22 protein-coding genes are annotated in these 26,566 nt (G+C 72.9%); 5 read left to right on the top strand and 17 right to left on the bottom strand.

Annotated features, from left to right (window positions below; all coding sequences use genetic code 11):
* Positions 1-3 precede the first annotated feature (3 nt).
* From ABZX96_RS04930 to ABZX96_RS04865, 14 genes are all read right to left on the bottom strand, one after another.
* On the bottom strand, positions 4-243 hold the full coding sequence (locus ABZX96_RS04930) for a DUF2945 domain-containing protein (protein WP_355537897.1): 240 nt from the start codon (positions 241-243) through the stop codon (positions 4-6).
* 135 nt (positions 244-378) lie between these two features.
* Positions 379-1,005, bottom strand: coding sequence for a Uma2 family endonuclease (locus ABZX96_RS04925; RefSeq protein WP_355537894.1), 627 nt, complete (start codon positions 1,003-1,005; stop codon positions 379-381).
* Positions 1,006-1,127: 122 nt separating this feature from the next.
* The gene (locus ABZX96_RS04920; protein WP_355537891.1) at positions 1,128-1,583 is read right to left on the bottom strand and encodes an NUDIX domain-containing protein; all 456 of its coding nucleotides are present in this window, start codon (positions 1,581-1,583) and stop codon (positions 1,128-1,130) included.
* Positions 1,584-1,768: 185 nt separating this feature from the next.
* Positions 1,769-3,046 carry a thymidine phosphorylase gene (locus ABZX96_RS04915; RefSeq protein ID WP_355537888.1) on the bottom strand — a complete coding sequence of 426 codons (1,278 nt, stop codon included), beginning with the start codon at positions 3,044-3,046 and terminating at the stop codon, positions 1,769-1,771.
* 263 nt (positions 3,047-3,309) lie between these two features.
* Positions 3,310-3,705 carry a cytidine deaminase gene (locus tag ABZX96_RS04910; protein WP_355537885.1) on the bottom strand — a complete coding sequence of 132 codons (396 nt, stop codon included), beginning with the start codon at positions 3,703-3,705 and terminating at the stop codon, positions 3,310-3,312.
* Positions 3,702-5,006 carry an ABC transporter permease gene (locus ABZX96_RS04905; RefSeq protein ID WP_355537882.1) on the bottom strand — a complete coding sequence of 435 codons (1,305 nt, stop codon included), beginning with the start codon at positions 5,004-5,006 and terminating at the stop codon, positions 3,702-3,704. The genes ABZX96_RS04910 and ABZX96_RS04905 overlap by 4 nt, the downstream gene beginning before the upstream one ends.
* Positions 5,003-6,109: an ABC transporter permease gene (locus ABZX96_RS04900; protein ID WP_355537880.1), complete on the bottom strand. Its 1,107-nt coding sequence runs from the start codon at positions 6,107-6,109 to the stop codon at positions 5,003-5,005. Before ABZX96_RS04900 ends, ABZX96_RS04905 begins: the two co-directional genes overlap by 4 nt.
* A complete protein-coding gene (locus tag ABZX96_RS04895) occupies positions 6,106-7,893 on the bottom strand; it encodes an ABC transporter ATP-binding protein (RefSeq protein ID WP_355538056.1) in 1,788 nt (595 codons plus the stop codon). The genes ABZX96_RS04900 and ABZX96_RS04895 overlap by 4 nt, the downstream gene beginning before the upstream one ends.
* A gap of 435 nt (positions 7,894-8,328) precedes the next feature.
* On the bottom strand, positions 8,329-9,363 hold the full coding sequence (locus ABZX96_RS04890; protein ID WP_355537877.1) for a BMP family ABC transporter substrate-binding protein: 1,035 nt from the start codon (positions 9,361-9,363) through the stop codon (positions 8,329-8,331).
* Positions 9,364-9,493: 130 nt separating this feature from the next.
* A complete protein-coding gene (locus ABZX96_RS04885; RefSeq protein ID WP_355538053.1) occupies positions 9,494-10,780 on the bottom strand; it encodes an amidohydrolase in 1,287 nt (428 codons plus the stop codon).
* Positions 10,781-11,105: 325 nt separating this feature from the next.
* The gene (locus ABZX96_RS04880; protein WP_355538050.1) at positions 11,106-12,185 is read right to left on the bottom strand and encodes a hypothetical protein; all 1,080 of its coding nucleotides are present in this window, start codon (positions 12,183-12,185) and stop codon (positions 11,106-11,108) included.
* Between the two features lie 373 nt (positions 12,186-12,558).
* Positions 12,559-13,497, bottom strand: coding sequence for an N-acetylneuraminate synthase family protein (locus tag ABZX96_RS04875; RefSeq protein WP_355537874.1), 939 nt, complete (start codon positions 13,495-13,497; stop codon positions 12,559-12,561).
* A gap of 216 nt (positions 13,498-13,713) precedes the next feature.
* Positions 13,714-15,090, bottom strand: a complete 1,377-nt coding sequence (locus ABZX96_RS04870; protein WP_355537871.1) for an acylneuraminate cytidylyltransferase — start codon at positions 15,088-15,090, stop codon at positions 13,714-13,716.
* Positions 15,091-15,551: 461 nt separating this feature from the next.
* Complete coding sequence (locus ABZX96_RS04865) at positions 15,552-17,021, bottom strand: DUF6716 putative glycosyltransferase (protein ID WP_355537868.1); 1,470 nt, start codon at positions 17,019-17,021, stop codon at positions 15,552-15,554.
* Between the two features lie 188 nt (positions 17,022-17,209).
* Between ABZX96_RS04865 and ABZX96_RS04860 the strand changes: the two genes are divergently transcribed.
* The 3 genes from ABZX96_RS04860 to ABZX96_RS04850 are packed head-to-tail and all read left to right on the top strand — an operon-like array spanning position 17,210 to position 20,738.
* The gene (locus ABZX96_RS04860) at positions 17,210-18,187 is read left to right on the top strand and encodes a glycosyltransferase family 2 protein (protein WP_355537866.1); all 978 of its coding nucleotides are present in this window, start codon (positions 17,210-17,212) and stop codon (positions 18,185-18,187) included.
* Positions 18,187-19,554 (top strand): alpha-2,8-polysialyltransferase family protein, encoded by a 1,368-nt coding sequence (locus tag ABZX96_RS04855; RefSeq protein WP_355537863.1) that lies wholly within the window; start codon positions 18,187-18,189, stop codon positions 19,552-19,554. Before ABZX96_RS04860 ends, ABZX96_RS04855 begins: the two co-directional genes overlap by 1 nt.
* Entirely contained in the window at positions 19,551-20,738 is a 1,188-nt protein-coding gene (locus tag ABZX96_RS04850) for an acyltransferase (protein ID WP_355537860.1), read from the top strand. The genes ABZX96_RS04855 and ABZX96_RS04850 overlap by 4 nt, the downstream gene beginning before the upstream one ends.
* A 159-nt stretch (positions 20,739-20,897) precedes the next feature.
* On the opposite strand, the gene ABZX96_RS04845 is transcribed toward ABZX96_RS04850, so the two are convergent.
* Complete coding sequence (locus tag ABZX96_RS04845; RefSeq protein WP_355537857.1) at positions 20,898-21,545, bottom strand: TetR/AcrR family transcriptional regulator C-terminal domain-containing protein; 648 nt, start codon at positions 21,543-21,545, stop codon at positions 20,898-20,900.
* 38 nt (positions 21,546-21,583) lie between these two features.
* Between ABZX96_RS04845 and ABZX96_RS04840 the strand changes: the two genes are divergently transcribed.
* Entirely contained in the window at positions 21,584-23,233 is a 1,650-nt protein-coding gene (locus ABZX96_RS04840; RefSeq protein WP_355537854.1) for an FAD-dependent monooxygenase, read from the top strand.
* 132 nt (positions 23,234-23,365) lie between these two features.
* On the opposite strand, the gene ABZX96_RS04835 is transcribed toward ABZX96_RS04840, so the two are convergent.
* Both ABZX96_RS04835 and ABZX96_RS04830 read right to left on the bottom strand, forming a co-directional pair.
* Complete coding sequence (locus ABZX96_RS04835; RefSeq protein ID WP_355537851.1) at positions 23,366-24,763, bottom strand: gluconate:H+ symporter; 1,398 nt, start codon at positions 24,761-24,763, stop codon at positions 23,366-23,368.
* A 353-nt stretch (positions 24,764-25,116) separates the two neighbouring features.
* Positions 25,117-25,629 carry a gluconokinase gene (locus ABZX96_RS04830; RefSeq protein WP_355537848.1) on the bottom strand — a complete coding sequence of 171 codons (513 nt, stop codon included), beginning with the start codon at positions 25,627-25,629 and terminating at the stop codon, positions 25,117-25,119.
* A gap of 189 nt (positions 25,630-25,818) precedes the next feature.
* On the opposite strand from ABZX96_RS04830, the gene ABZX96_RS04825 reads away from it, so the two are divergent.
* Complete coding sequence (locus ABZX96_RS04825; RefSeq protein ID WP_355537845.1) at positions 25,819-26,520, top strand: FadR/GntR family transcriptional regulator; 702 nt, start codon at positions 25,819-25,821, stop codon at positions 26,518-26,520.
* The last annotated feature ends 46 nt before the right edge of the window (positions 26,521-26,566 follow it).

The following is a 26,566-nucleotide window of genomic DNA, read 5'->3' as shown; positions in this document are numbered from 1 at the left end:
GCCTCAGGAGCCCTTCTTCCGGTGCAGGGCCTGCGGCTTGTGCACCGCCGCGCGCCCGGACTTCTCGCTGCGGAGCTGGTACTGCGGCTCGTCCGGGGAGGCGTCCACGGTCCGGCCCGCGGACTCCGTGCGTCGGGTGATCTTCTTCTCCACCTTGCCGACGGCTTCGCTGCCGTGGCTCTTCCAGGAGACCCGGTCGCCTTTGCGCAGGCCCTTCCCGTCCGCGTCCTTCTTCTTCGCCATGGATTACGTCCCCTCGCGTCGCCTGTCCAGGACAGCACCCGGAGCCGCGTGACGCGCGTCGGAGGCGTCCCCGGAGGGACGGCGCGCGCTGCGGGCGAGACGCGGCGCCCCCGCACGGCCGTCGGCCCGTCTTCCTCAGGTGGGGAAGTCGCCGGTGCGGATGGTCGCGTGGAAAGGCGCCGGGACCTGGATGTCTTCGCCGAGCCTCGCCGTTTGCAGCACCCGGTAGCCGCCGTCCTCCGGCTTTCCGTAGAGCGTGAACGACGGTCCGCAGTCCCTGCATGTGTCGACGAGGAGATACAGCGGGACGCCGGCCCGCGCGTACCCCGTCATCTTGTTCACCCGGTCGTGGCGGGCGGGGCCCGGCCCGGTGATCTCCATGACCAGCGAGAGGGCGGAGGCCGGTACATGATCGGCTGAGGCGTTCAGCGCCTCCTCAGGGGCCACCGCCAGATCCGGCACATAGAGCCCCAGGCGGGCGGGGATCGTCACCGCGAGCGTCTGGTAGGCACCCCAGTCCTCGGGAAGGACCTCGCACAGGTGCCGGACGACGCGTCCGGCCATGAAGGCGTGGCGGGCCGGCCGTAGCGGGGACACCGTGACGAGGCCGTCGATGATCTCCGTCCTGGCGCCGTCGGGGGCGCGCGTGTCCCGCCACAGCTCCAGGGCCGCTTCCCAATCGATGCCTTGCCTGGTTTCGATGTCCTGCTTGGTGCCGCCGCCCTGCTTGGTGCCGCCGCCCTGCTTGGTGCGGACGTCCATCGCCGCTCTCCTTTGGTCCGCCGGTGATCTGCCGACGTGAGCCTGGCGGAGCGGTTTGGGCGCCGGGTGGCGTACGGGGGCCGTTCACTCGTACGAGAAGAGGGGGCGTTCCTGGCCGCCCCCTACCGCCCAGGGACCAGCCGCCGCCCGTCGTGGGCCCGGACATACGGGGGATCGTCCCCGAGCGCGTCGAGCAGCCGTACGGCGTACACCTCGCTCATGCCGTGCTCGACCTCCTCGGGGGTGAGCCAGGCGACCGCCGTGGCCTCGTCCGTGGGGCGTGCCGTGCCCCCGTTCGGGCGGCAGCGGAAGACGAGGGCCACGATGCCGCGCGGCATGTTCTTGTAGACCCCGGTGAGTCGGCCGACCTCCACGTGGACGCCGGTCTCCTCCTGGACCTCCCGGCGCACGCCGTCTTCCGGCGTCTCGGCGAGTTCCAGCACTCCGCCGGGCGGTTCCCAGGTGCCGTTGTCGGCGCGCCGGATCGCCAGGAGGCGGCCATCGTCGCGGATGACGGCGCCTGCGACGGATACCGAGTGCAGCGGCGTTGACCGCTGGTTGCTGCGGCTGTTGCTCACGCGGGGAGTCTAGGAAGCCGCGGAGCGGGACGAGCGCCTGTGCGCATGGCCCGTGTGAAGAAGCCGCCCGCCCCACGACCCTTTCCCACGCAGCGTGGGGCGGGCGGCTTCGCCTCGGCCCGGCTGGGTCAGCCGGGAGTCTGGTGCGCCCCGGCCGGAACAGCCGGGGCCAGAGGCGTCCCGCGTCAGCCGATCCGGTCCAGCACGATCGGCTTCGCCGTGAAGTCGGTGTCCTCCGGAGCGATGTCGACGCCGCCGTTGAGGGCCTCCAGGGCGTAGGGGAACTTTTCGGGGGTGTCGGTGTGGAGGGTGAGGAGGGGCTGGCCGGCGGTGATCTTGTCGCCGGGCTTGGCGTGGAGTTCGATGCCGGCGCCTGCCTGGACCGGGTCCTCCTTGCGGGCGCGGCCGGCGCCCAGGCGCCAGGCGGCGACGCCGACGGCGTAGGCGTCGAGGGTGGTCAGGACGCCGGAGGAGTCGGCGGTGACGGTGTGCTGTTCGCGGGCGACGGGGAGGGGGGCGTCGGGGTCGCCACCCTGGGCCTGGATCATGCGGCGCCAGTGGTCCATGGCGGAGCCGTCGGCGAGCGCCTTGGCCGGGTCGGCGTCGGGGAGGCCGGCGGCGGTGAGCATCTCGCGGGCCAGGGCGAGGGTCAGTTCGACCACGTCGGCGGGGCCGCCGCCGGCCAGGACCTCGACGGATTCGCGGACTTCGAGGGCGTTGCCGGCGGTGAGGCCGAGCGGGGTGGACATGTCGGTGAGCAGGGCGGTGGTGCGCACGCCGTGGTCGGTGCCGAGTTCGACCATGGTGGAGGCGAGTTCGCGGGCGTCGTCCAGGTTCTTCATGAACGCGCCGGAGCCGACCTTGACGTCCAGGACGAGGGAGCCGGTGCCCTCGGCGATCTTCTTGGACATGATGGAGGAGGCGATCAGCGGGATGGCCTCGACGGTGCCGGTGACGTCGCGCAGCGCGTAGAGCTTCTTGTCGGCGGGGGCCAGGCCGTCGCCCGCGGCGCAGATGACCGAGCCGACGTCGCGCAGGACGCCCATCATCTCGTCGTTGGAGAGCAGGGCGCGCCAGCCGGGGATGGCCTCCAGCTTGTCCAGGGTGCCGCCGGTGTGGCCCAGGCCCCGGCCGGAGAGCTGGGGGACGGCGGCGCCGCAGGCGGCGACCAGGGGGGCGAGCGGCAGGGTGATCTTGTCGCCGACGCCGCCGGTGGAGTGCTTGTCGGCGGTGGGGCGGGGCAGGGAGGAGAAGTCCATCCGCTCGCCGGAGGCGATCATCGCGGCGGTCCAGCGGGCGATCTCGGCGCGGTTCATGCCGTTCAGGAAGATCGCCATGGCCAGGGCCGACATCTGCTCGTGGGCGACCTCGCCGCGGGTGTAGGCGTCGATGACCCAGTCGATCTGATTGGGGGTCAGTTCGCCGCGGTCGCGCTTGGTGCGGATGACGGAGATGACGTCCATGGGACTTCCTTTCGAACGGGTATCTCCTGTTCTACCCGCATAGATCAAGAAGATCGAGAGGGGGAGGGGTGGGAGATGCCGTGCATGAGGGGTGAGATGGCCGACAGAGAAACGGGCCGTGCGCCGGGGTGTGCGGCCCCGGGCGGAGTCGGTGAGCGGGGGCCCGTACGCGGGCGTACGTAAGCGCGGCACACGGGCTCGTACGCGGGCGCGCGCCGGCAAAACGCGCGGGCCCGCACGCCGGAGCGCGCGGGCCCGTCACGTCAGCGCGTCAGGTGGTCCGGGCCGAACGCGTCCGGCAGCAGGTCGGACAGCGGGCGGATGCCCTTGGCGGTGTCCACCGGCAGGTCGGGGCCGCCGTGTTCGTACAGGAGCTGGCGGCACCGGCCGCACGGGACCAGCAGGTTGCCCTCACCGTCGACGCAGGTGAAGGCGGTGAGCCGGCCGCCGCCGGTGGCGAAGAGGGTGGATATCAGGCCGCATTCGGCGCACAGGCCCAGGCCGTAGGAGGCGTTCTCGACGTTGCAGCCGGTGATGGTGCGGCCGTCGTCGACGAGGGCCGCGACGCCCACCGGATAGCCGGAGTAGGGGGCGTACGCCCGGGACATGGCGTCCCGGGCGTGCGCGCGCAGCGCCTCCCAGTCGGGGGTGACGGTCACTTGCCCTGGCCCTTCCGGTAGGGCTTGCCCACCGATTTCGGCGGGCGCAGCCGTTGGGCGGCCAGCGACAGGACGAGCAGCGTGGCGATGTACGGGGCGACGCTGACGATCTCCAGGGCGACCGTGTCGGACACCGAGTACCAGACCGCGAGCAGCACGGCCACGGCCAGGCTGATGCCGCCCTGGACCCGCCGCCCGGCGCGCAGCTTCCACACCGCAAGGCCCACCAGCAGCACCGCGAGCAGGAGCAGCAGCGCGTGCACGGTCGGGCCGCCGCCGCGGAGCTGGAGCGCGTCCATGAAGCCGAACAGGCCCGCGCCCATGGCCACGCCGCCCGGCCGCCAGTTGCCGAAGATCATGGTGGCGAGGCCGATGTAGCCCCGGCCGCCGGTCTGGCCGTCCTGGTAGATGTGCACGTAGATGGCGAGGAAGGCGCCGCCGAGGCCGGCCAGCGCGCCGGAGACCATGACCGCCGCGTACTTGTACGTGTAGACGTTGACGCCCAGCGACTCGGCCGCCACCGGGCTCTCGCCGCAGGACCGCAGCCGCAGGCCGAACGAGGAGCGCCACAGCAGGAAGAAGCTGAGGACGAAGACCACCACGGCGGCGATCGTCAGCCAGGAGACGTTGGTGACCGCCGAGCCGAGGATGCCGGCGAGGTCGGAGACCAGGAACCAGTGGTGCTTCTCGATGGACAGCAGCCAGTCCGAGAGGCCCGGGATGGTGAACGTCGGCATGTCGTCCATGGGGGGCGACTGCTTGTCGTTGCCGCCCGCCGCCGCGGCGGCGCTGCCCTCCGCGCCGAACCACAGCTTGGCCAGGAACTGCGTCAGGCCGAGCGCCATGATGTTGATCGCGACGCCGGAGATGATGTGGTCCACGCCGAAGGTGACGGTGGCGACGGCGTGCAGCAGCCCGCCGAGCGCGCCGCCGACGACGCCGGCCAGCGCGGCGGCCCACGGGCCGTACTGCCAGCCGACCGCGCCGGCCGCGAACGCGCCGAGCATCATCATGCCTTCGAGCCCGATGTTGACCACGCCGGAGCGCTCGGCCCACAGGCCGCCGAGGCCCGCCAGGCCGATCGGGACGGCGGCGTTGAGCGCCGCCGTGTACTGGCCGGACTCGGTGAGCGCGTTGGCGCCGGTGACCACGCGCAGCAGGGAGAGCAGGATCAGCCCGCCCGAGATGATCAGCAGCACCTTGGGGTAGGTGAGTCCGAGCTTGCCGGTCTTCTTCCCCGTCGTGCCGTTCTTGCCGTTGCCGGGGTCCTTGCCGACCGTGGCCGTGAGGTTCTGGCTCACGCGGACACCTCCGCCTTGTCGGTCTTGCGGGCCTGGGCGGCGAGTTCCTCGCCGACCCGCCGCTGCTGGAGCTTGAGGCCGTAGCGGCGCACGAGTTCGTACGCGATCACCACGCACAGGACGATGACGCCCTGCATGACGCCGACGATCTCCTGCTCGTAGTCCTCGAATTCGAGCTGGGTGCCGGTGCGCTCCAGGAAGCCCCACAGGAGCGCGCCCGCGGCCATGCCCACCGGGTGGTTGCGGCCCAGCAGCGCGATGGCGATGCCGGTGAAGCCGATGCCGATGGGGAAGTCGGTGCCGTAGTTGTACGAGACGCCGAGCAGGGTGGGCATGCCGATCAGGCCCGCGGCGGCGCCGGAGAGCAGCATCGAGGTGATGACCATCCGCTTGACGCTCACGCCGCCGGCCTGCGCCGCGGACTCGGACATACCGACGGTGCGCAGGTCGAAGCCGAAGCGGGTGCGGTTGAGGACGAACCAGTACGCGACGCCGACGACGGCCGCGATCACGACGAAGCCGTCCAGGGGCGCGGGGGTGGTCGGGATCGTGAAGAAGTGGCTGGACTCGGGGATGTTCGGGGTGTGGAAGAGGTTGCCGTCCTTCTGCGCCAGGCGGCCTTCCTGGAGGAAGTAGCCGATGACGGCGGCGGCGATGGAGTTCAGCATGATCGTGGTGATCACCTCGCTGACCCCGCGGGTGGTCTTCAGCAGACCCGCGATCCCCGCCCACACCGAGCCGACCAGCATCGCGACGATGATGATCAGCGGGATCTGGACGAAGCCGGGCAGCGTCAGCGCGCCGCCGACCACGGCGGCGAAGAACGCCGCGATGCGGTACTGGCCGTCCACGCCGATGTTGAACAGGTTCATCCGGAAGCCGATGGCGACGGCCAGCGCGGACAGGTAGTACGGGACGGCCTTGTTGATGATCCAGACCTGGCTGTCGCTCTTGGAGCCGAAGTCGGCCATGACCGCGTACGCGTGGAACGGGTCCTTGCCGGTCGCCAGGATGATCACCGAGGTGATGGCCAGGGCGGCGACGATCGCCAGGACGGGGGCGGCGATGCCCAGGATCAGCTTGTTCTTGTCCAGCTTCTTCACTGGGACGCGCCTCCTTCCTCAGTCGTGTCCGGGGACTTCCCGGGAGAGTCCGGGGTCTTCCCGGAGGAGTCCGGGGCCTTCCCGGAAGTGCCCGGGGTGTCCCCGGGGGTGTCCTGGCCGCCGGTGCCGGACGCCTTGGCGGCGCCGGTCCCGGGGGCCTTCTCCGGGGTGCTCCCCGGCTCGTCCGCGTCGGCGGCCTCCGGGGCCGCGTCCTCGGTGTGTTCCAGATGGCCGGAGGCGGCGCCGGTCATCGCCGAGCCCAGCTCCTCCGGGGTGATCGTGGCGGGGTCGGCGTCCGCGACCAGCCGGCCGCGGAACATCACCCGCAGGGTGTCCGACAGGCCGATCAGCTCGTCCAGGTCGGCGGAGATCAGCAGGACGGCCAGCCCGGCGCGGCGGGCGGTGCGGATCTGGTCCCAGATCTGCGCCTGCGCGCCGACGTCCACGCCGCGGGTGGGGTGGGCGGCGATCAGGAGCTTCGGGTCGTGGCTCATCTCGCGGCCGACGATCAGCTTCTGCTGGTTGCCGCCGGACAGCGAGGCCGCGGTGACCTCGATGCCGGGGGTGCGCACGTCGTACTCGGCGACGATCCGCTCGGTGTCGGCGCGCGCGGCCTTCAGGTCCAGCAGCCGGCCCTTGCTGTTGGGCTTCTCGGTGACGTGGCCCAGGATGCGGTTCTCCCACAGGGGCGCCTCCAGCAGCAGGCCGTGCCGGTGCCGGTCCTCGGGGATGTAGCCGATGCCGTCCTCGCGCCGGGTGCGGGTGGGCAGCCGGCTGATGTCGGTGCCGTCCAGGACGACGGTCCCGGCGTCGGGGTCGCGCATGCCCATGATGGCCTCGACCAGTTCGGCCTGGCCGTTGCCCTCGACGCCCGCGATGCCCAGGACCTCGCCCTTGTGGATCGTCAGCGACACGTCGTCCAGGACGGTGCGGCGCACGCCCTCGGCGTCGGTGACGTCCAGCCGCAGGCCGGAGACCTCCAGCATCTTGACGTCGGTGACGGTGGACTCGCGGGTCTCCGGGGAGGGCAGTTCGCTGCCGACCATCAGCTCCGCGAGCTGCTTGGGGGTGGTCGCGCTCGGCTCGACGGACGCGACGGTGGTGCCGCGCCGGATGACGGTGATGTCGTCGGCGACCGACAGCACCTCCCCCAGCTTGTGGGAGATGAAGATGACGGTCAGGCCCTCGGCCTTGAGCTCGCGCAGGTTGGCGAAGAGCGCGTCGACCTCCTGCGGCACCAGGACGGCCGTGGGCTCGTCCAGGATGAGCGTGCGGGCGCCCCGGTAGAGGACCTTGAGGATCTCCACGCGCTGGCGGTCGGCCACACCCAGGTCCTCCACCAGCACGTCCGGGCGCACGCCCAGGCCGTACCGGTCGGAGATCCGCAGGATCTCGGCGCGCGCCTTGCCGCCGATGCCGTGCAGCCGTTCGCCGCCCAGGACGATGTTCTCCAGGACGGTGAGGTTGTCGGCGAGCATGAAGTGCTGGTGCACCATGCCGATGCCGCGCGCGATGGCTTCGGCGGGGCTGTGGAAGGAGACCTGTTCGCCGTCGATCGTGATGGTGCCCTCGTCCGGCTTCTGCATGCCGTAGAGGATCTTCATCAGGGTGGACTTGCCCGCGCCGTTCTCGCCGCACAGGGCGTGGACGGTGCCGCGGTGGACGGTGATGTCGATGTCGTGGTTGGCCACGACGCCCGGGAACCGCTTGGTGATCCCGCGCAGGACGACGGCGGGAGCGGCGGCGGACGCACTGCCGGCCTGAGGGCTGCTGGACGCTTTGATGGCGCACTCTCCTCGAAGGGACAGGGAGGGGTAAGGAGGAGCGGTTGGTGACGATATCGCGGCAACTCGTCGCTACGCGCGTAGTGTTGACGCCCGGCGTGGACGAGGTTGACGGCCGGGGCGCGGCCCGGCGCTTCCGCTGCGGCGGGCCGTCCGACCGGGGGATACGGGTCGGGTCCCGGCGGCGGGGGCCGTCGTCGTACGGGTGCGGGAGCGCCGCCGTACGGAGACCGGTGCGGACTCGTACGGGTGACGGGCGCGGTCGGCGCGGTGAGCCGGGTGCCGGCGTTCGCAGAAGGCCGCGCCGGGGTGCGGACGCGTCGCGCGTGACGGGTGCGTCGCTTCGCGGGCGGGGCGCCCGGCGGGTGCGGCACCGGGCCGCGGTCACCGGCCCGGCGGGACGGCCGCGAGGACCGCCCGCCGGATCCGCTCGTGTTACTTGGCCGGGGTCTCGCGGACCGTGACCTTGCCCTCCGCGACCTTCTTCCGGGCCTCTTCGATCTTGGCCTGGATGTCGTCGATGAACCCGCCGGAGGTGGTCAGGCGGACGCCGTTCTCCTTGAGCGTGTAGTTCTTGTTGCCGCTCAGGGGCTTCTTGTCCTTGACGCTCTTGACGAGGTCGAAGACCGCCACGTCGACGTTCTTGACGACCGAGGTGAGGATGGAGTTCTTGTACTGCGCCAGGCCGGGCTGCTCGTGCTGGTCGGAGTCGACGCCGATCGCCCAGGTGCCCTTCTTGCCCGCGACGGTCTCGATGGCGCCGTTGCCGGACTGGCCCGCGGCGGTGTAGATCACGTCGATGCCGCTGTCGAGCATGCCCTTGGCCTTGCCCTTGGCGGCGGCCGGGTCGTTGAAGCCCTTGTCGTCGTTGGCGTACAGGTACTCCGAGGTGATCTTCGCCTTGGGGTCGGTGTCCGCGACGCCCTGCTCGAAGCCCGCCTGGAACTTCTGGATCAGCGCGTTGTTCACGCCGCCGATGAAGCCGACCTTGTGCGTCTTGCTCTTCAGCGCCGCGGCGACGCCCGCCAGGTAGGAGCCCTCGTGCTCGGCGAAGACCATGCCCACGACGTTCTTGGTCTGCGAGGTGGAGTCCACGACGCCGAAGGTGACGTTCGGGAACTTGGCCGCGACCTTGTTGATGGACTTGCCGTAGTTGAAGCCCACGCCGATGACGGGGTTGTAGCCCGCCTGGGCGAGCGAGGTCAGCCGCTGCTCGCGGTCGGCCTCGGTCTCGCCGTTCTTGGCGGTCATCATCTTCGACGAGACGCCGAGCTCCTTCTCGGCCTTGTCCACACCCCGCGCCGCGGCCTCGTTGAACGAGTGGTCGTCCCGGCCGCCGACGTCGAAGGCGAGGCCGACGCCCTTGTCCTTGCCGCCGGCCTCCGTGGAGGAAGCGCCACAGGCGGAGAGCGAAACGGTGAGGGCCGCGGTGGCTATGCCCGCAGCGGTGATCTTGGATACCCGGCGCACGAGGACCCCTTCGACTCGTAGCGCCACCATTGGCGCTGATTCGGCCGCATCGTAACGCGCGTAGATGCCAGATAAAGGGGTGTCTGTAAGCCGTTATCGGATCGTCGTGAACTGGACTTGACCTGTGCCCTCACACAGGGTTGCGGTCGAGCAGCGCCGCCGCGGTGAACAGCTCGACGCCGACCTGGATCGCGCGCTCGTCCACGTCGAAATCACCACGATGCAGGTCACGCCGGGCGGTGTCGCCGATCTCCCGCACCCCCAGCCGGGCCATCGCGCCGGGGACCTCCTCCAGATACCAGGAGAAGTCCTCGCCGCCGAGGGACTGGTCGGTGTCCTCGACGGCGTGCGGGCCGCGCCGGGCCGCCATCGCGTCGTGCAGCAGCTGCACCATCGACGCCTCGTTGACCACCGGCGGCACCCCGCGGAAGTACTGGGTCTGCGCGGTCGCCCCGTACAGCGCGGCCACCTCCTCCACCGCGGCCTGCAGCATCTCCGGCGCGGTGCGCCACACCGACAGGTCCAGGCAGCGGACCGTCCCGGCCAGTTCGGCGACCTGCGGGATGACGTTGCAGGTGTGGCCGGTGCGCAGCCGGCCCCAGGTGACGGCCATCCCGCCGCGCGAGTCCACCCGGCGGGAGAGCAGCGAGGGGACGTCCACCGCGACCCGGGCGGTGGCGGTGACCAGGTCGGTGGTCAGGTGCGGGCGCGCGGTGTGCCCGCCGGGGCCGCGCAGCTCGATCTCCAGCCGGTCGCAGGCGGAGGTGATGGCGCCGGTGCGCAGCCCGATCCGGCCGACGTCCACCCGCGGGTCGCAGTGCACGGCCAGGATGCGGCCCACGCCCTTGAGCACCCCGCAGTCGATGGCGTCGGTGGCGCCGCCGGGCAGCACCTCCTCGGCGGGCTGGAAGATCAGCCGGACCGGATGCGGCAGCCGGCCCGCGCGGGCCAGGCCGGCGAGGATCAGGCCGGCGCCGAGGACGACGGTGGTGTGCACGTCGTGGCCGCAGGCGTGCGCGCGGTCGGGGATGGTGGAGCGGTAGCCGACGGTCTTGGTGTCCGGGATGGGCAGGCCGTCGATGTCCGCGCGGAGCGCGAGCATGGGCCGCGCGCCGTCCGCGTCGGCGGCGCCGGGCGCGGGGGACCCCGGGCGGGGCGCGCTCGGGTCCGTGCCGATGTCGCAGATGAGGCCCGTGCCCGTGTCGAGGACGCGGGGTTCCAGGCCCGCGCGCTCCAGCCGGGCCTTGAGAGCGGCGGTGGTGCGGAACTCCTGGCCGCCCAGCTCCGGGTGCATGTGCAAGTCGCGCCGGAAGGCGACGAGTTCGGCGCGCAGTTCCTCTGGCAGCGCGCCGGGCAGCGCTTCCCCGGCAGAGGCGTCTTCGGCTTCGGATTCGACTTCGGATTCGTGGGACCTCACGTCGTTCACCCGTTGAAGGGTACGGGGCGTGCGAGGGCAACTGTCCCTCGAACAACAAAAGTTCAGCCCGATAGGGGAAGGAGATCTAGGCCGCCCGGCGCATAGGTGACTCATCAACGGGGTATTCGTAGAGGTTTCGCTCTGGAGGGGGTACTCGCATCGTCCCCTCGTGCGAGAACCGCGCCCGTGTACGCGGAAATCCGTGCCCGTATATGCGGAAACCTGTGCCCGTGTGCGCGGAGGTTCGCGCCCCCGGCGCGCGGCGGCGCCGCCCCGGCCGTCCCCCGCGGCGTGCCCGGCCGTACGGGGCGGCGCCGCCCGGCCGTCAGCCGGCCGCCCACCGCGGCGCGAGTGCCGTGCGGTCCAGCCGGTGGGCGTCCCGCGCGGTGTCCGTGACGCCGGAGAGGAAGCCCTCCGCGCGCGGCGACGCCTTGCTCGTCAGCCAGGACGGATCGACGTCGCAGACCGCGACCTTGACGTCGGTGCCGACGAGCGCGAGCGGCAGCGTGTGGACCACGGTGGACGGGAAGCTGAGGATCAGCCGCCCGATCGGGCCGCGCCGCGCGATGAGTTCCAGGGGCAGGTCCGGGCGGACGACCTCCAGGCCGGTCACGGCCGCCAGGCGGTGCAGCTTCTCGGCGCTCTCCCGGCGGTGCGCGAAGTAGCGGGTGGCGTGGTGGGTGCCGGCCAGCGCGCGGACCGCCTCCAGGTAGCGGTCGCCGTCCACGACACCGGTCTCCACCAGGGACGTGCCGACGATGTCGGTGCCCCGCGTCAGCAGCGGCGGCCCGAAGCGCTCGCGGGTCCAGGCGAAGGTGTTGCGGGTGACCTCCACGCCCGGCGGGGCCTGCACCGGCATGGACGTGAAGAGGCCGACGGCGCGCCCGCCGCCTTCGCGCGCGGGCGTGAGCCGACGGCGCGCGGTCGCGGTGAACGGCGCGAAGACCAGGTCCCGCACGTCGCGCCCGCCCCCGCGCCGGTGCCAGCGCACCAGCCGTTCGCCGCCCGACAGTTGCTTGACGAACTCCATCGTGGCCGTCCCGTCGTCGACCACCACCAGCTCCCGGGCCCGGGCCAGGGTCAGCAGGAGCTGCACGTAACGGGAGAACGGGTCGCCGATGACGATGCGGCGGGCGCGGCGCAGCCGGGGCGCGAGGCCGCCGATGGTGAGCGCCGGCGCGCTCATCCCGCCGCGCGCGTCCTCCCAGCGGACCGCGCAGCCGTCCTGGCGGGCGAGTTCGGCCATCCTGCGGAGCTGGCCGCGAGACATGGGGTCGTGCGGCGAGAGCACCACGACCGTGACGGAGGTGGCCCGCGCGGCGTGGATCCACTCCAGGACGTTCAGGAGCTGGACCGGGCTCTCGACGAAGGCGAGGGTGTCCGAGCCGGACTTCGCGGCGCCCAGCTCGGGGGCGCGGTCCGGGGTGGTGCGGGCCCAGGCCTCCGGGGCGGTGCGCGGGCCGGGGGCCGGGGAGGCGTCCGGCTCGGGGGACGGCGCGGTGGCGGGCCGGGGCTCCGGGGTGCGGTCCGGGGAGGCGTGGGCCGGGCCGGGACGCAGGTCGGTGTGCGGGGCACGGTCCGGGGCGGTGCCGGGGGCACCGGCCGGGCCGTCAGGGGCGCGCGCCGCCGTGGCGGGGGCGCGCGCGGGGGCGCCGGCCGGATCGCGGGCCGGCGCGGTGGCGGGCCGGGACGCCCCCGGGAGACGGCTCCCCGTCTCCCGGGGCGGGTCCGCGACCCCGTCGAATGAGCTCACGGTGTCCGTCCCGTCCCTCGGGCCGTCACACCGAGACCGGCTCGCGGTCGGCACCGGCGGCCTCGGTCTCGGCCACCACGCCCGCGACCCGGCGCAGCTTCTTCATCGGGCCCAGCTCGCTCTCGTACACCTTCTTGACGCCGTCACCCAGGGACTCCTCGATGATGCGGATGTCGCGGACCAGGCGGGCCAGGCCGCCGGGCTCGACGGAGGCGGCCTGGTCCGAGCCCCACATGGCGCGGTCGAGGGTGATGTGGCGCTCCACGAAGGTGGCGCCGAGGGCGACGGCGGCCAGGGTGGTCTGGAGGCCGGTCTCGTGGCCGCTGTAGCCGATGGGCACGTTGGGGTACTCGGCCTGCAGGGTGTGGATCATCCGCAGGTTGAGCTCCTCGGCCTTGGCCGGGTAGGTGGAGGTGGCGTGGCACAGGACGATGTTGTCGCTGCCCAGCACCTCGACGGCGTGCCGGATCTGCTTGGGGGTGGACATGCCGGTGGACAGGATGACGGTGCGGCCGGTGGCGCGCATCGCGCGCAGCAGCTCGTCGTCGGTCAGGGACGCGGAGGCGACCTTGTAGCAGGGCACGTCGAACTTCTCCAGGAAGGCGACGGACTCCACGTCCCAGGGAGAGGCGAACCAGGCGATGTTCCGCTTCTTGCAGTACTCGTCGATGGCGCGGTAGCCGTCCTCGTCGAACTCCACGCGGTGGCGGTAGTCGATGTAGGTCATGCGGCCCCAGGGGGTGTCGCGCTCGATGTCCCACTGGTCGCGCGGGGTGCAGATCTCCGGGGTGCGCTTTTGGAACTTCACCGCGTCGCAGCCGGCGTCGGCGGCGGCGTCGATCAGCGCGAACGCGTTCTCCAGGTCGCCGTTGTGGTTGATGCCGATCTCGCCGGTCACGTAGACGGGGTGGCCGGGGCCGACCGTCTGCTCGCCGAGGGTGCGCAGGCGCGTGGTGCTGGTCATGGCGGAAGGTTCCTTATCGGTGGGGTCGTCGGGTGGTGCGGTGGGTGGTTCGTGGGTCCGCCGTGAGGGGCGGTTCGGTTCGTGGGTCCGCACGAGGGCGGTCCGGTTCGCGGGTCCGTGCGAGGGGCGGTTCGTCGGTGCCCGCGGGGCGGTTCGTCGGTGGTCCGCCGGACGGGCCGACGGGCCGGGGTTACGGGGACGGGGTGCGGCGGCGGGTCACAGGGACGGGCCGAGGAGCCAGCCGGCGAGTTCGCGGATCGCGCCGTCACCGCCGGGCTTCGTGGTGACGGCGCGGGCGGCGCCGCGCACCACGTCGTGCGCGTCGGCGACCGCCACCGGCCAGCCCACCAGGCCGAAGCACGGCAGGTCGTTGACGTCGTTGCCGACGTAGAGCACGCGCTCGGGGTCGACGCCCTCGTCCGCGCACCACTGCTTGAGCGCGACGTCCTTGCGGTCGATGCCGTGCAGGACGGGCACCTTGAGCTTGCGGGCCCGCGCGGCGACGACCGGGTTCTGCTCGGTGGACAGGATCAGCAGCCGCAGCCCGGCGTTGCGCAGCGCCGCGACGCCCAGCCCGTCGCCCCGGTGCACGGCGACCAGTTCGCGGCCGTCGGCGTCGATCAGCACCCGGTCGTCGGTCTGGGTGCCGTCGAAGTCCAGGACCACCGCGTCGACATCCTCGCGGGTCGGCAGGGTGGCGGGCCGGGCCGGGCTCCCGTCGTGGCCGGGAACGGTGTCCAGGAGGGGCGCCAGCGCGCGGGCGCGGGCCAGGTCGTGCGGGTCGTCGATCTCCAGGACGCGCGCGGGGTCGGTGCGGACGAGTTCGGTGCGGCCGAAGAAGCGGTGGCGGGCGGCGCGGAAGCCGGCGGCGTCCATGGCGTAGGCGGCGCCGGTCTCCAGCAGGTCCTGCGGGCGGTCCTGGCGGCGGGGGCGGAAGGACTTGTCGTGGTTGACGCCGTAGCCGCCGGGGGCGGTGCCGGTCGCCACGGCGCCGGGGGCCGGGGCGGTGTTCCCTGCTGGGGCCGCGCCGTCGGTCGCCTGGGCACCGTCCCCCTCTGCGGCCGTGCGCGGGCCGGGCACCCCCGCGTCCGCGTCGTCCGCCGCGTCCCGCCAGACGAAGCCGTGGAAGGGGGCGACGGTCAGCGCGCTGTCCGCGCCGCCCTCCACGACCGCCGCGGCGACCCCGTCGATGTCGGCGCGGTCCAGGAAGGGGCTGGTGCACTGCACCAGCAGGACCGCGTCCACCCGGGCGCCGTGCTCGCTCTCGTACGCGTCCATGGCGTGCAGCACCGCCGCCTCGCTGGTCGCGGTGTCGCCCGCGATGTCCGCGGGCCGGCGTATGACCACCGCGCCCGCGCCGCGCGCCGCGGCGGCGATCCCCGCGTCGTCGGTGGAGACCACCACGTCGGTGACCAGCCGCGCGCCCCGGCACGCGCGCACCGCGCGGGCGATCAGCGGCACGCCCCCGACGGTGGCGAGGTTCTTGGCGGGCACGCCCTTGGAGCCGCCGCGGGCCGGGATGACGGCCACGACGGTGGGCCGGTCCGCGGCGGAGGCGTGCGGGCTCGGGGACGGTTGCGGGTCGGACGGCATGTCGGGCTCCTTCCGGGTGCCACGGGGGCTCCGGGGGCGAACGGACGGGGAGAGCGCGGCCCGGGGCGGCGGGGACGCGGCGGACGACGAGGGGACGGCGGACCCGGGCGGCGGGGAGGCGGCGGACGGGCTTACGGGTGCGCCCTCCGGCGGAAGATCGGCAGCCCCGGACGACACGGGCGCGACGACCGGGGGAACGGCGGCCTCAGACAGCGGAGAGGCAGCGGACGGGCTCACGGGTGCGCCCTCCGACGGAAGGTCGGCCGCCCCGGACGGCACAGGCGCGACGGCCGTGAACACAGCAGACGAGGAAGTGGGGACCGTGGACACAGCAGACGAGGAAGCCGGGGCCGTGAACACAGCAGACGAGAAAGCGACGGCCGGAGACGCGGCAGACAACGAAGCGGCGATCGGGGACGCGGCAGACGGAAGGGCCGCACCCGACGCCCCGGCGAACGGCCTCACAGCTGCCCCCACCGCCGGATGACCGGCGCCACCCGCTGCACCCCGTGCCGGTAGGCCCCCCGCGCGGCCTCGCGCACGGTGTCGCGGGCCACCCGGCGCAGCCCGCCGGGCGCCTCGTCGTCCGTCTCCTCGTAGCCAGGCAGCGGGTCACCCTTGGGGTCCAGGCCGTGCCGGGCGAGGATGCCGGGGAGGTAGCCGGGGGCGGTGCGCGCCGTGTAGTACGGCGCGAGCGGGGGCAGCCGGTCCGCCGTGCGCAGGGCGTCCACGCGGGCGCGCGCGGCGTCGAAGGCGCTGGCGTACGCGGCGGCGTGCACTCCGGCGCGCGCCGTTCCGGACGACCCGGACGCCCCGGACGACCCGGACGCCCCGGCACCGCCGGCCACCTCGGCGCCCGCCGGGCCCGGCCCGGCAGCCACCGACTCCGCCCCGTCCCGCTCCCCCTCCGCCACCGGAGCCGCCCCCACGCCCTGCCGGGCCAGCCACCCCGCGTCCGGCACCGGCCGGTGCCCCGCGTCCAGGTCGTCCCAGGACGCCAGGCACCCGGACCCGAGGAAGTGATGGTTGCCCAGCACCTCGCGGATGCCGAGGTCGGTCAGGACAGCCGTCGGGATGCCTCGGTGCAGGGATTCCAGGGCGGCCGTGGAGCTGACCGTCACCAGCAGGTCGGTGCGGTCCAGGACCTCGCCCATGTTCCCGTACACCAGGCGGCAGTTGGGGGGCAGGCCGCCGGGGACGCGGGCGGCGAGCTTCTGGTACGGGAGTTCCTCGATGTGCGTGGTGTGCTCGCCGGGCTTGCTGCGGAGCTTGATCAGCACCTCGCGGTCCGGGTGCCGGCGGGCGTGCTGGACCGCCCGGCGCAGCAGGTACACGCGGTCCTCGCGGCGCTCGGGCACGGACGGCTGGGCGGCGAACACCACCGTGTACGGGGCGTGTTCGCGCTCGTACGGCGCGCCGCCCAGGAAGGGCAGCGCGCACTCGACGACGCTGCCCGCGTCCGCGCCCACGCCCTCGTACACCGCGCGGAACCGCTCGGCGTCGTGCCGGGAGTTGGCGAGCACCACGTCCGCGCCGTGCCGCAGCAGCAGCCCGTCCGCGAGCTTCTCGTACACCACGCCCACGTAGCCGGTGACGACGACGGGGCGGCGCTCGGCGCCCTCCCAGGCGCGCGCCAGGCCGTGCAGCACCGCCTGGACCGCGCCGCCCACGCAGGCCAGCACCACCACGTCGTACGCCGCGCGGTCCACCGTCCGCACGAAGTCGACGGCGCGGATCTCGCGCAGCGCGTCCGCACGGGCGCCGACCTCGTCGAGCTGGCGGACCGTGGGGGTGGCGCGCCCACGCAGCAGGAAGCCGTCCAGGGACGGTTCCGACTGGATGCGGGACGCCGTCAGGGCGCCCCATTTCCAGCGGGTGTCCGAGTCGGCGAGCACCGCGACGCGCGGCTGGGGAGTGGTACGTGATGGCACGTCAACGACGCTAGGAAGGCATTTCGTTCAGTGGGCCAACCACGTCGCAACAGCGGGTTAACAGAACATCGACGATCAGCGAACCGGCCCTGGGGGACGGCCGGTTCACCATCCCGCCACGCGCCGTTCACGCCCAGGTCGGCGGCCCGTCAAGACGGATGCCGGGAAGGCCGCCTAACGTCACGCGGGTGGTCAAGCTCTCCGTCATCGTGCCGTTCTTCAACGTGCAGACATACGCGCCCGACACCCTCAGGAGCCTCGCGTCCAACGCCCGCGAGGACATCGAGTTCCTGCTGGTCGAAGACTGTTCCCGGGATGAGACCCTGCGCATCCTGGAACGCGCCGAGCGGGAGCTGCCGGGCGCCCGGCTGCTGCGGCACGAGCGGAACGGCGGGCTGGCCACCGCGCGCAACACCGGACTGGACGCCGCCCGCGGCCGGTACCTGACGTTCCTGGACGGGGACGACTGGCTCGCGCCCGGCTACTACCCGCGGCTGGTGGCCGCGATGGAGGAGCTGGGGTGCGACTTCCTGCGCACCGACCACGTCCAGTGCACCGCCCGCGCCCGGACGATCCGCCGGGTGCCGCACGGCAGGCGCGGCGTCGTCCTGAACCCGCGCGAGCTGATCCTGCCCGCCGACCGCTCGACGTCCGTCGACTACCCGTACGCCTGGGCCGGGATCTACCACCGCCGGCTGCTGGAGGACGGGCTGCTGCACTTCCCGCACGGGCTGCGCACCGCCGAGGACCGGCCGTGGATCTGGCGGCTGCACCGCGAGGCGGAGTCCATGGCGATCGTCGGTCTGCTCGGCGTCTTCTACCGGCGCGGCGTCGCCTCGTCGCTGACCCAGACCGGTGACGTGCGGCAGCTGGACTTCCTGCGCGCCTTCGACCAGGTGCTCGACGAGACGGCGAAGGACCGGGACGCGGACCGGCTGATGCCCAAGGCCGTCCGCACCTACTGCGCGATCATCGCGCACCACCTCGGCTCGATCGAACGCTTCGAACCGCAGGTCGCCAAGCAACTGCGCATCTCCAGCGCCGCGGCGCTGCGCCGGATGCCCCAGGACGTACTGGAAAGAGCACTGAACTCGATGGACACGCAGCGCGCGACGCGGCTGCGGCGGTTGCGCCGCCGCCCCGTCACCGGGGAGGCGGCGGCCTGATGCCCACCCGCGACACGGCCGGGAAGCGTGCCCGCACGCAGATCTTCCTCGCCTCCACCCTGTACGGCGGCGCCACGCTCGCCGCCGCCCTGGACACCGGCCGCTTCCCGGCGGCCGACCGCCGCGTCCTGCTGGTCGCCAACAACGCGGCGATCCCGGAGACCACCCCGGGGATGGACGCGGCACCCGGTTTCGCTCCGCTGCGCGCCCGGTTCGACCAAGTGGTGTCCTGGAACGAGACGATCCGCCCCTTCCACCCCGGCGGCTGGTCGCCGCGCGCCGACGACGCGCCGCTGTGGGAGCGGCACCTGCGGCTGCTGTGGGGCCTGGGTGACGACGACATCGAGCTCGTCGTGGAGTCCTTGCAGGTCAACCCGGCGCAGGCGGTGGTGCGGATCTTCCAGGACGCGCCGATCGAGGTGTACGCGGACGGGCTGATGAGCTACGGGCCCACCCGCGACAAGCTCGACCCGCTCGTGGGCACGCGGGTGCGCCGGCTGCTGCACCTGGACCTGGTGCCCGGCCTGAAGCCGCTGCTGCTCACCGAGTTCGGGGTGGGCGCGCGGACCGTGGCGGGGGACGCCTTCCTCAAGGTGCTCGGCGAACTGGCCGAGGCCACGGGCGCGTTGGACGTTCCCGAGGGCGCCGCGCTGCTGCTCGGCCAGTACCTGTCCGCGCTGAACATCCTCACCCCCGAGGAAGAGGAGAACCTGCACGTCCGGATGTTGCGGGGCGCCGTCCGGCGCGGGCACCGCACGGTGGTCTTCAAGCCGCACCCCTCCGCGCCCGCCCGCTGGTCGGAGATGCTGGAGCGGGAGGCCGAGGCGCTGGGCGCGGAGCTGACCGTGCTGGACACGCCGGTCCTGGCGGAGGTCGTCTACCAGCGGGCCCGCCCCGCCCTCGTCGTCGGCTGCTTCTCCACCGCGCTGCTGACCGCCTCGACCTTCTACGGCCTGCCCACCGCACGGGTCGGCACGGAGCTGCTGCTGGAGCGCCTCGCGCCGTACCAGAACAGCAACCGGGTCCCCGTCACCATCGTCGACGCGCTGGTCCCGGACGTCGCCGACCGCGGCACCCCGCGCCCCATGCCCGTCGAGCGCCTCAACGGACTGCTCACGGCGGTCGGTTACGCCATGCAGCACGAGCTCCACCCCGAGCTGCGCCCGGCCGCCGAACGCTTCCTGGCCGCGCACCTGAACGAGCGCACCCGGCGCTACTTCAAGCGCCGCCGGCTGACCGCGCTGGCGCTGCCCGGCGCGATCCCGTCCCACCTGTCGTTCATCCCGCGCAACCCGGCCGTGCGGCGGGTGGCGCGGCGGGCCCGCGCGGTCCAGCGCCGCATCAAGAAGGGCGCGACCTCGCGATGAGCGCTCCGCTGCCGCCCGAGAGACCCGGCGCCGACGGGCACGCGGCCGGCCGGGGCACGGCGGTGCTGGACGGCACGGCCCCGGCCGCCCCGGCGCTGCCCGGCGTCCCCGCGCCCCGGGCCAGGCGCCCGTCCCGGCTGCGCGCGCTGGACGGGCTGCGGCTGATCGCCGCCCTGATGGTCGCGCTGTACCACCTGGGCGGGCGGGGCGGCGAGATCGCGACGGCCTGGGGCTCGTCCCCGTCCCAGCAGTTCCCCACGGCGTCCGTGCTGTTCGCGTACGGGTGCCTGGGCGTGCAGATCTTCTTCGTCATCAGCGGCTTCGTCATCTGCATGAGCGGCTGGGGACGGACGCTGCGCGCCTTCATCGCCTCCCGCGTATCCCGGCTCTACCCGGCGTACTGGGTGGCGATCCTGCTGGTCACGGCGGTCTTCGCGCTGCCGTGGGTGGCCTTCAAGGCGCTCGGTCCCAGCGATGTGCTGACGAACCTGACGATGCTCCAGCAGCCGCTGGGCGCCAAGCGGGTGCTGGGCGTGTGCTGGACGCTGTGGGCCGAGATGCGCTTCTACGCGCTGTTCGCGCTGTGCGTGATCCTGCCGGGGGCCACCCGGCGGCGGGTCGTGCTGTTCTGCGCGGGCTGGACGCTGGCCGCCGCGCTCGCCAAGGCCGCGCACGTTCCGGCGCTGGACCTGGTCCTGATGCCGGAGTACGCGCCGTTCTTCATCGGCGGCATCGGGATCTACCTGCTGCACCGCTACGGCGCGAAGGACCCCATCGCCTGGGCCATCGTCGGCGTGAGCTGGCTGATCGGCCAGCACGAGGCGGTCGCGGGCCTGTGGCACCCGCCCACCGCGAACGCCTTCTCCTACCGGTCCGCGGTCGGCATCATCGCCGTCGTCACGGTCGGGTTCCTGCTGGTCGTCCTCATCGCGCTGGGGAAGTTCGACTGGGCCAACTGGCGCTGGCTGACGGTCGCGGGCGCCCTGACGTACCCGTTCTACCTCGTGCACGAGCACCTGGGCTGGGTCGTGGTGCAGGCCCTGCACCAGGGGCTGGGCCTGTCCTCGTCCGCCACCCTCGCGCTGACCGTCGGCGGGATGCTGCTGCTGGCGTGGGTGATGCACCGGTGGGTGGAACGGCCGCTGACGCCGGTGCTGAAGCGGGCGGTGGCGGGGAAGGGGTGAGGGCGCCCGCCCGGGGGCGACGGCACGTCCGCCCCCGGGAAGCCCGGGCCGCCTCCGGGAGCACCCCTGACGAGCCCCCGTCACGCCTTCGGGAAACCCCGAGCCGTCTCCGGGGCATCCCTGACAGGCCCCCTGGCTTGCCCCCGGTAAACCCCCAGGTCAGCCCTCCCCGCCCTTCGTCGCCTCGATCCCCGCGAGGACGATGCGCAGCCCCTCCTCGAAGCCCTGGTCGAAGTCGTCGAACATCGTCGGCCCGGCCTCCCTGCTGAGCGGGAGGTCGGCCAGCCGTCGCTCCCGCTCCTCCAGGTCGTACGCCGGGTCGCGCTCGCCCGGCATCGGGTGCACGGACTGCTCCTCGATCACGAAGCCGACGACGAAGCTGTACGCGGTGAACCACGCGCGGACGGCGCCGCGCGGCGTGAAACCCGCCGACACCAGGAGCCCCAGCATGCGTTCCAGGGGCTCGTAGGAGACCTCCGGGGACATTCGGGTGCCGCTGAAGATCTTGGCGCCCTCGCGGTAGCGGAGGAGTTCGGCCCGCAGGCGGCGGGCGGTCTCGGCGAGCTGCGCGCGCCAGCCCTGGGCGCCGAAGTCCTCCCCGAGCATCGGGCCGGTCATCCGCCGGTACATCTCGCTGGCCATCTCGTCCAGCAGTTCCTGCTTGTTCTTGAAGTGCCAGTACAGGGCGGGCGCCTGGACGTTCAGCTCGGTGGCGATACGGCGCAGCGTGAGCCCCTCCTGCCCCACGTCGTTCAGCAGCCGCAGCGCTGTCTCCACTACCTGTTTCCGGTCCAGTCGCGTTCCCACGTTGACAACTTAACACCGTTAAAGCCATGCTCGGAAACATGGCACTTAACAACGTTAAGGACTCGTCCGCCACCCTGCCCGGAAACGTCGCCGCCTCCGCCGATCCCTCCTTCGACACCGACGTCCTGATAGCGGGCGCCGGGCCGACCGGTCTCGTCCTCGCCATCGACCTCGCCCGGCGCGGGGTACGCGCCCTCGTCGCCGAGCGGGCGGACCGGCTGTCCCAGGGCGCCCGCGGCACCGGCCTCCAGCCGCGCACCCAGGAGGTGTACGAGGACCTCGGCCTGCTGGCGGCCATGCGGGCGGCCGGCGGCCGGTACCCGAAGATCGCCGTATGGGAGGACGGCCGCAAGGTCGCGGAGCGGGCGATGATCGAAGAGGTCGAGCCGACCCCGTCCGCGCCCTTCGGCACCCCCTGGATGCTCCCGCAGTGGCGCAACCTGGAACTGCTGCACGACCGGCTGCGGGAACTCGGCGGGTCGGTCACCCTCGGCGCCGCACTGGAGTCGTTCACGCAGGACGAGCGGGGCGTCAGCGCTCTCCTCACACAGGCGGACGGCACGACCCGCACCGTGCGCGCCCGGTACCTCGTCGCCGCCGACGGCGGGCGCAGCACCGTCCGCAAGGCGCTCGGCATCGGCATGGCCGGGCAGGCCGTGACGGCGCACACCATGCTCCTCGCCGACGTCCGGATCACCGGCCTCGACCGGGACAACTGGCACATGTGGTCCCGGTCCACCGGCGTGTTCGCCGCCCTGCTGCCGCTGGCCGGCACCGACCTCTTCCAGTCCGTCTGCGGCTTCGAGGGGCTGGACGCCGAGCCCGACACCTCGCCCGAGGGCGTGCGCGCGCTGCTCGCCGCGCGCACCCACCTGACCGCCGACCAGATCACCGAGGTCCGCTGGACCTCGGTCTTCCGGCCGCGCGCCGCGATGGCCGACCGCTTCCGCGTCGGCCGGGTCTTCCTCGCCGGCGACGCGGCGCACATCCACTCCCCCGCCGGGGGCCAGGGCCTGAACACCAGCGTCCAGGACGCCTACAACCTCGGCTGGAAGCTGGCCCAGGTCCTCCGGCACGGCGCCGGCGACGCCCTGCTCGACACGTACGAGGCCGAGCGGCTGCCCATCGCCGCCCGCATCCTCGACACCAGCAGCCGCCTGCACCGCACCCAGGAGATGCGGCGCGGCCGGGAACTGCACCAGCTCGACGTCGGCTACCCCGACAGCCCCCTGACCGCCGAACACCGCCACCCCCTCCCGGACGGCGTCGCCCGGGCCGGCGACCGGGCCCCCGACGCCCCCTGCACCGCGCCGGACGGCACGCCCGTCCGCCTCTTCGACGTCTTCCGTGGCCCGCACTTCACGCTGCTCGCGGTGGGCGACGCCGAGCCGCCGGCCCTGGACGGCGAGGCGGCGGAGCTGGTGCGCACGTACCGGGTCGGGGCGGCGGGGGGCGCCGAACCGGTCGGCGCCGGCCTGCCCGCCACCGACCTGGTCACCACCAACCCGGTCGCCACCGACCTGATCGACACCGACGGGCACGCGCGGCGGGCCTACGGCGAGGGCCTGTTCCTGGTCCGCCCGGACGGCTACCTCGCCTGCGCCACCCACGACGCCCGCGACCTGCCCGCCGCGCTGCGCGCCGTGGGCGTGCCGACGGGCTCGGGCGCGGTGGCGAACGTGGCGTAACCACGGACCGCCACCCGCCCGAACGCCGAGCGCCCCGGCGGGGGGAATCCTCGCCAGGACACCGGAAAAGACAAGCGCCCCGGCGAGGACGAATCCTCACCGGGGCGCTCGATCACCGCTCAGGGCAGGCCGCTACAGCACCAGCGACAGCAGCAGCACGCACACGATGCCCATGACCGAGATGATCGTCTCCAGCGCCGACCAGGTCTTGAGCGTCTGGCCGACGTTCATGCCGAAGTACTCCTTGACCATCCAGAACCCGGCGTCGTTCACATGGCTGAAGAAGAGCGAACCGGAACCGATGGCCAGCACCAGCAGCGCACCGTGCGTGGTGCTCATGTCGGCGGCCAGCGGCGCGACCAGGCCCGCGGCCGAGATGGTGGCCACCGTCGCCGAGCCGGTCGCGAGCCGGATGGCGACCGCGATCAGCCAGGCCAGCAGCAGCGCGGAGATGTGCCAGCCCTGCGAGACCTCCAGGATCATCTTGCCGACCCCGGCGTCCACCAGCGTCTGCTTGAACCCGCCGCCGGCGCCGACGATCAGCAGCACGCCGGCGATCGGGCCGAGCGACTTCTCGACGGTGGTGGCGGTGCGGCCCTTGGTGAACCCGGCCGCCCGGCCGAGCGTGAACATGGCCACGATCACGGCGGTGAGCAGCGCGATCATCGGCGAGCCGACCACGTCGAAGATCCGCTGGGTGAGGTCCTTGGGGTCGTCCACGATGATGTCGACGAGCGCCTTGGCCAGCATCATGACGACCGGCAGCAGGACGGTGGCGACGGTGATGCCGAAGCTGGGCCGCCGGTCCAGGTCGTCCGAGGCGCGCTGCGGGACCATCGACTGCGGCGGCTCGATGTCCACCCAGCGGGCCGCGTAGCGGGAGAACAGCGGACCGGCGACGATCGCCGTCGGGATGGCGACGATCACGCCCAGCGCGAGGGTGATGCCCAGGTTGGCGCCCACCGCGTCGATCGCGACCAGCGGGCCGGGGTGCGGCGGGATCAGGCCGTGCATGACGGACAGACCGGCCAGCGCCGGGATGCCGATCCGCATCAGCGAGAAGCCGCCGCGCTTGGCGACCAGCAGGACGACCGGGATCAGCAGGACGATGCCGACCTCGAAGAAGATCGGGAGCCCGACGACGCAGGCGATGAGCACCATCGCCCAGGGCATCGCCCGTTTGCTGGACTTCGCCAGGATCGTGTCGACGATCTGGTCCGCGCCTCCGGAGTCGGCGAGCAGTTTGCCCAGGATCGCGCCGAGCGCGATCAGGATGCCCGTACCGGAGACCGTGGACCCCAGTCCGGACGAGAAGCTGGCGATGGGCTTGTCCAGCGGCGCGCCCGCGACCGCCCCGAGCACCAGCGAACCGATGATCAGGGACAGGAAGGCGTGCAGCTTGAACTTGGTGATGAGCAGGACGATGACGGCGATGCCCGCCAGGACGGCGATGCCCAGCTGCGCATGACCGGCCGAGGTGATGGGCTCGGTCGCGTCCGCTGCCAGCATCTCGACGCTGAGATGTGCCACGGCGTTTTCCTCGTTCGTGTGGTGCGTGGAGCGCGGGGGCGGCCGGCCGGCGCCGTTCACCGGTGGGGCCTGGGTCCCCTGCGCCGCCCGGGGGGGGCGGCGCGTGCGCGGAGTGGGGGTGACGTCGCCGGGGGGCGGCGTCCTGGTGCCGGTGGCCGGTGGGACCGGTTCCGGCGACGGAGTACGAAGGGCCGTTGCCTCCCGGAGGGGGCGCGGGCCCGGTGGTGGGTCAGGCTTGGATTACGGGCCCGACCCGTCGATCAGGTCTGTTCACGGATCTGACATGGGCGGTCAGGCCTGCTTACGGACCCGACCCGGGCGATCAGATCCGTTGACGAACCCGACCCGGGCGATCAGGCCTGGTCGAGGCGGCGCAGTGCGACGACCGCCCGGCCGGCTATCTCCTCCGGCGTGCCGGACACGTCCACCGCCACGCCCGCCTCGTCGTCGCCGAGCGGTTCGAGGGTGGCGAACTGGGAGTCCAGGAGCGCGGTGGGCATGAAGTGGCCCTTGCGCTCGGTCATCCGGGCCTCGATCAGCGCCCGGTCACCGGTGAGGTGCAGGAAGACGATGCCGGGGGCGGCGGCCCGGAGGCGGTCGCGGTACCGGCGCTTGAGCGCGGAGCTGCTGACGACGCCGCCCTGCCCGGCGCGGCCGTGCGCCCAGGCACCGATGGCGTCGAGCCACGGGCCGCGGTCGTCGTCGTCCAGCGGGGTACCGGCCGACATCTTGGCGATGTTGGCCGGGGGGTGGAAGTCGTCGCCCTCGGCGTACGGGACACCGAGTTCGGCGGCGACCAGCGGGCCGATCGTCGTCTTGCCGGTGCCGGCCACGCCCATCACGACGATCACGTGGGGGGTGCTCATCCCATTTACCTCGCTGTCTCCGCTGTCGTCATCGACCTCTGCGACACCCCACTGAAACCCATTAGGTATGACGTATTCAAGGGGATGTGACGCAAACGTCATACTTAATACATCCCTGACCGGAACCGTCACCCCGACCCCCCGCCACGCGCGCGGGGGCGGGGTGATAGGGAACGTAGGCTTGGCGCCATGGAAAACCAGGGGCAGGGACTGCACGCGCGGGTGCTGGAGTCCCTCGGGCCCGCCATCACCGCCGGGGAATACCCGCCCGGCACGATCCTGCGCACCGACGAACTCGCCGAGCGGTTCGACGTCTCGCGCACGGTCATCCGGGAGGCCATACGGGTCCTGGAGTCCATGCACCTGGTCACCTCCCGGCGGCGGGTCGGCGTCACCGTCCAGCCCACCGAGGAGTGGAACGTCTACGACCCCCGGGTCATCGAATGGCGGCTGGCCGGCCGCGACCGCCCCCGCCAGCTCCGCTCCCTGACCGTGCTGCGCTCGGCCGTCGAACCGGTCGCCGCCGGGCTCGCCGCGCGCCACGCCTCCCCCCAGCAGTGCGCCGAGCTCACCGAGCACGCCATGGGCATGGTCGCCACCTCACGCGGCCAGCAACTGGAGGCCTACCTCGTGCACGACATGGCCTTCCACCGGGTCGTGCTCCGCGCCTCCGGCAACGAGATGTTCGCGCGCCTCGGCGACGTGGTCGCCGCCGTCCTCACCGGCCGCACCCACCACCACGTCATGTTCAGCGACCCGGACCCGGCCGCCGTCACCCTCCACGTCCAGGTCGCCGAGGCGGTACGGACGGGCGACGCCCGGCGCGCCGAGGAGCTGACACGGGAGATCACGGCGGGCGCGATGGCGGAACTGGACGTGCTCGCGCCGTAAGGGCGGGCGGGGTGGGGGGATCGGCCCGCCCTGCTATCGGGGCGGG

Origin of the sequence: Streptomyces sp. NPDC003077, assembly GCF_040611095.1 — a bacterium.
Taxonomy (GTDB): domain Bacteria; phylum Actinomycetota; class Actinomycetes; order Streptomycetales; family Streptomycetaceae; genus Streptomyces.
Note: the sequence above shows the minus strand (reverse complement) of the source record. Positions and strands in the feature narration are given on the sequence as shown.

Excerpts from the sequence above, each read along its gene's own strand:
- ABZX96_RS04930 (WP_355537897.1), bottom strand. The coding sequence starts at position 243 with ATGGCGAAGAAGAAGGACGCGGACGGGAAGGGCCTGCGCAAAGGCGAC.
- ABZX96_RS04925 (WP_355537894.1), bottom strand. The coding sequence starts at position 1,005 with ATGGACGTCCGCACCAAGCAGGGCGGCGGCACCAAGCAGGGCGGCGGC.
- ABZX96_RS04915 (WP_355537888.1), bottom strand. The coding sequence starts at position 3,046 with ATGGACGTCATCTCCGTCATCCGCACCAAGCGCGACCGCGGCGAACTG.
- ABZX96_RS04875 (WP_355537874.1), bottom strand. The coding sequence starts at position 13,497 with ATGACCAGCACCACGCGCCTGCGCACCCTCGGCGAGCAGACGGTCGGC.
- ABZX96_RS04870 (WP_355537871.1), bottom strand. The coding sequence starts at position 15,090 with ATGCCGTCCGACCCGCAACCGTCCCCGAGCCCGCACGCCTCCGCCGCG.
- ABZX96_RS04855 (WP_355537863.1), top strand. The coding sequence starts at position 18,187 with ATGCCCACCCGCGACACGGCCGGGAAGCGTGCCCGCACGCAGATCTTC.
- ABZX96_RS04850 (WP_355537860.1), top strand. The coding sequence starts at position 19,551 with ATGAGCGCTCCGCTGCCGCCCGAGAGACCCGGCGCCGACGGGCACGCG.
- ABZX96_RS04840 (WP_355537854.1), top strand. The coding sequence starts at position 21,584 with ATGGCACTTAACAACGTTAAGGACTCGTCCGCCACCCTGCCCGGAAAC.
- ABZX96_RS04830 (WP_355537848.1), bottom strand. The coding sequence starts at position 25,629 with ATGAGCACCCCCCACGTGATCGTCGTGATGGGCGTGGCCGGCACCGGC.
- ABZX96_RS04825 (WP_355537845.1), top strand. The coding sequence starts at position 25,819 with ATGGAAAACCAGGGGCAGGGACTGCACGCGCGGGTGCTGGAGTCCCTC.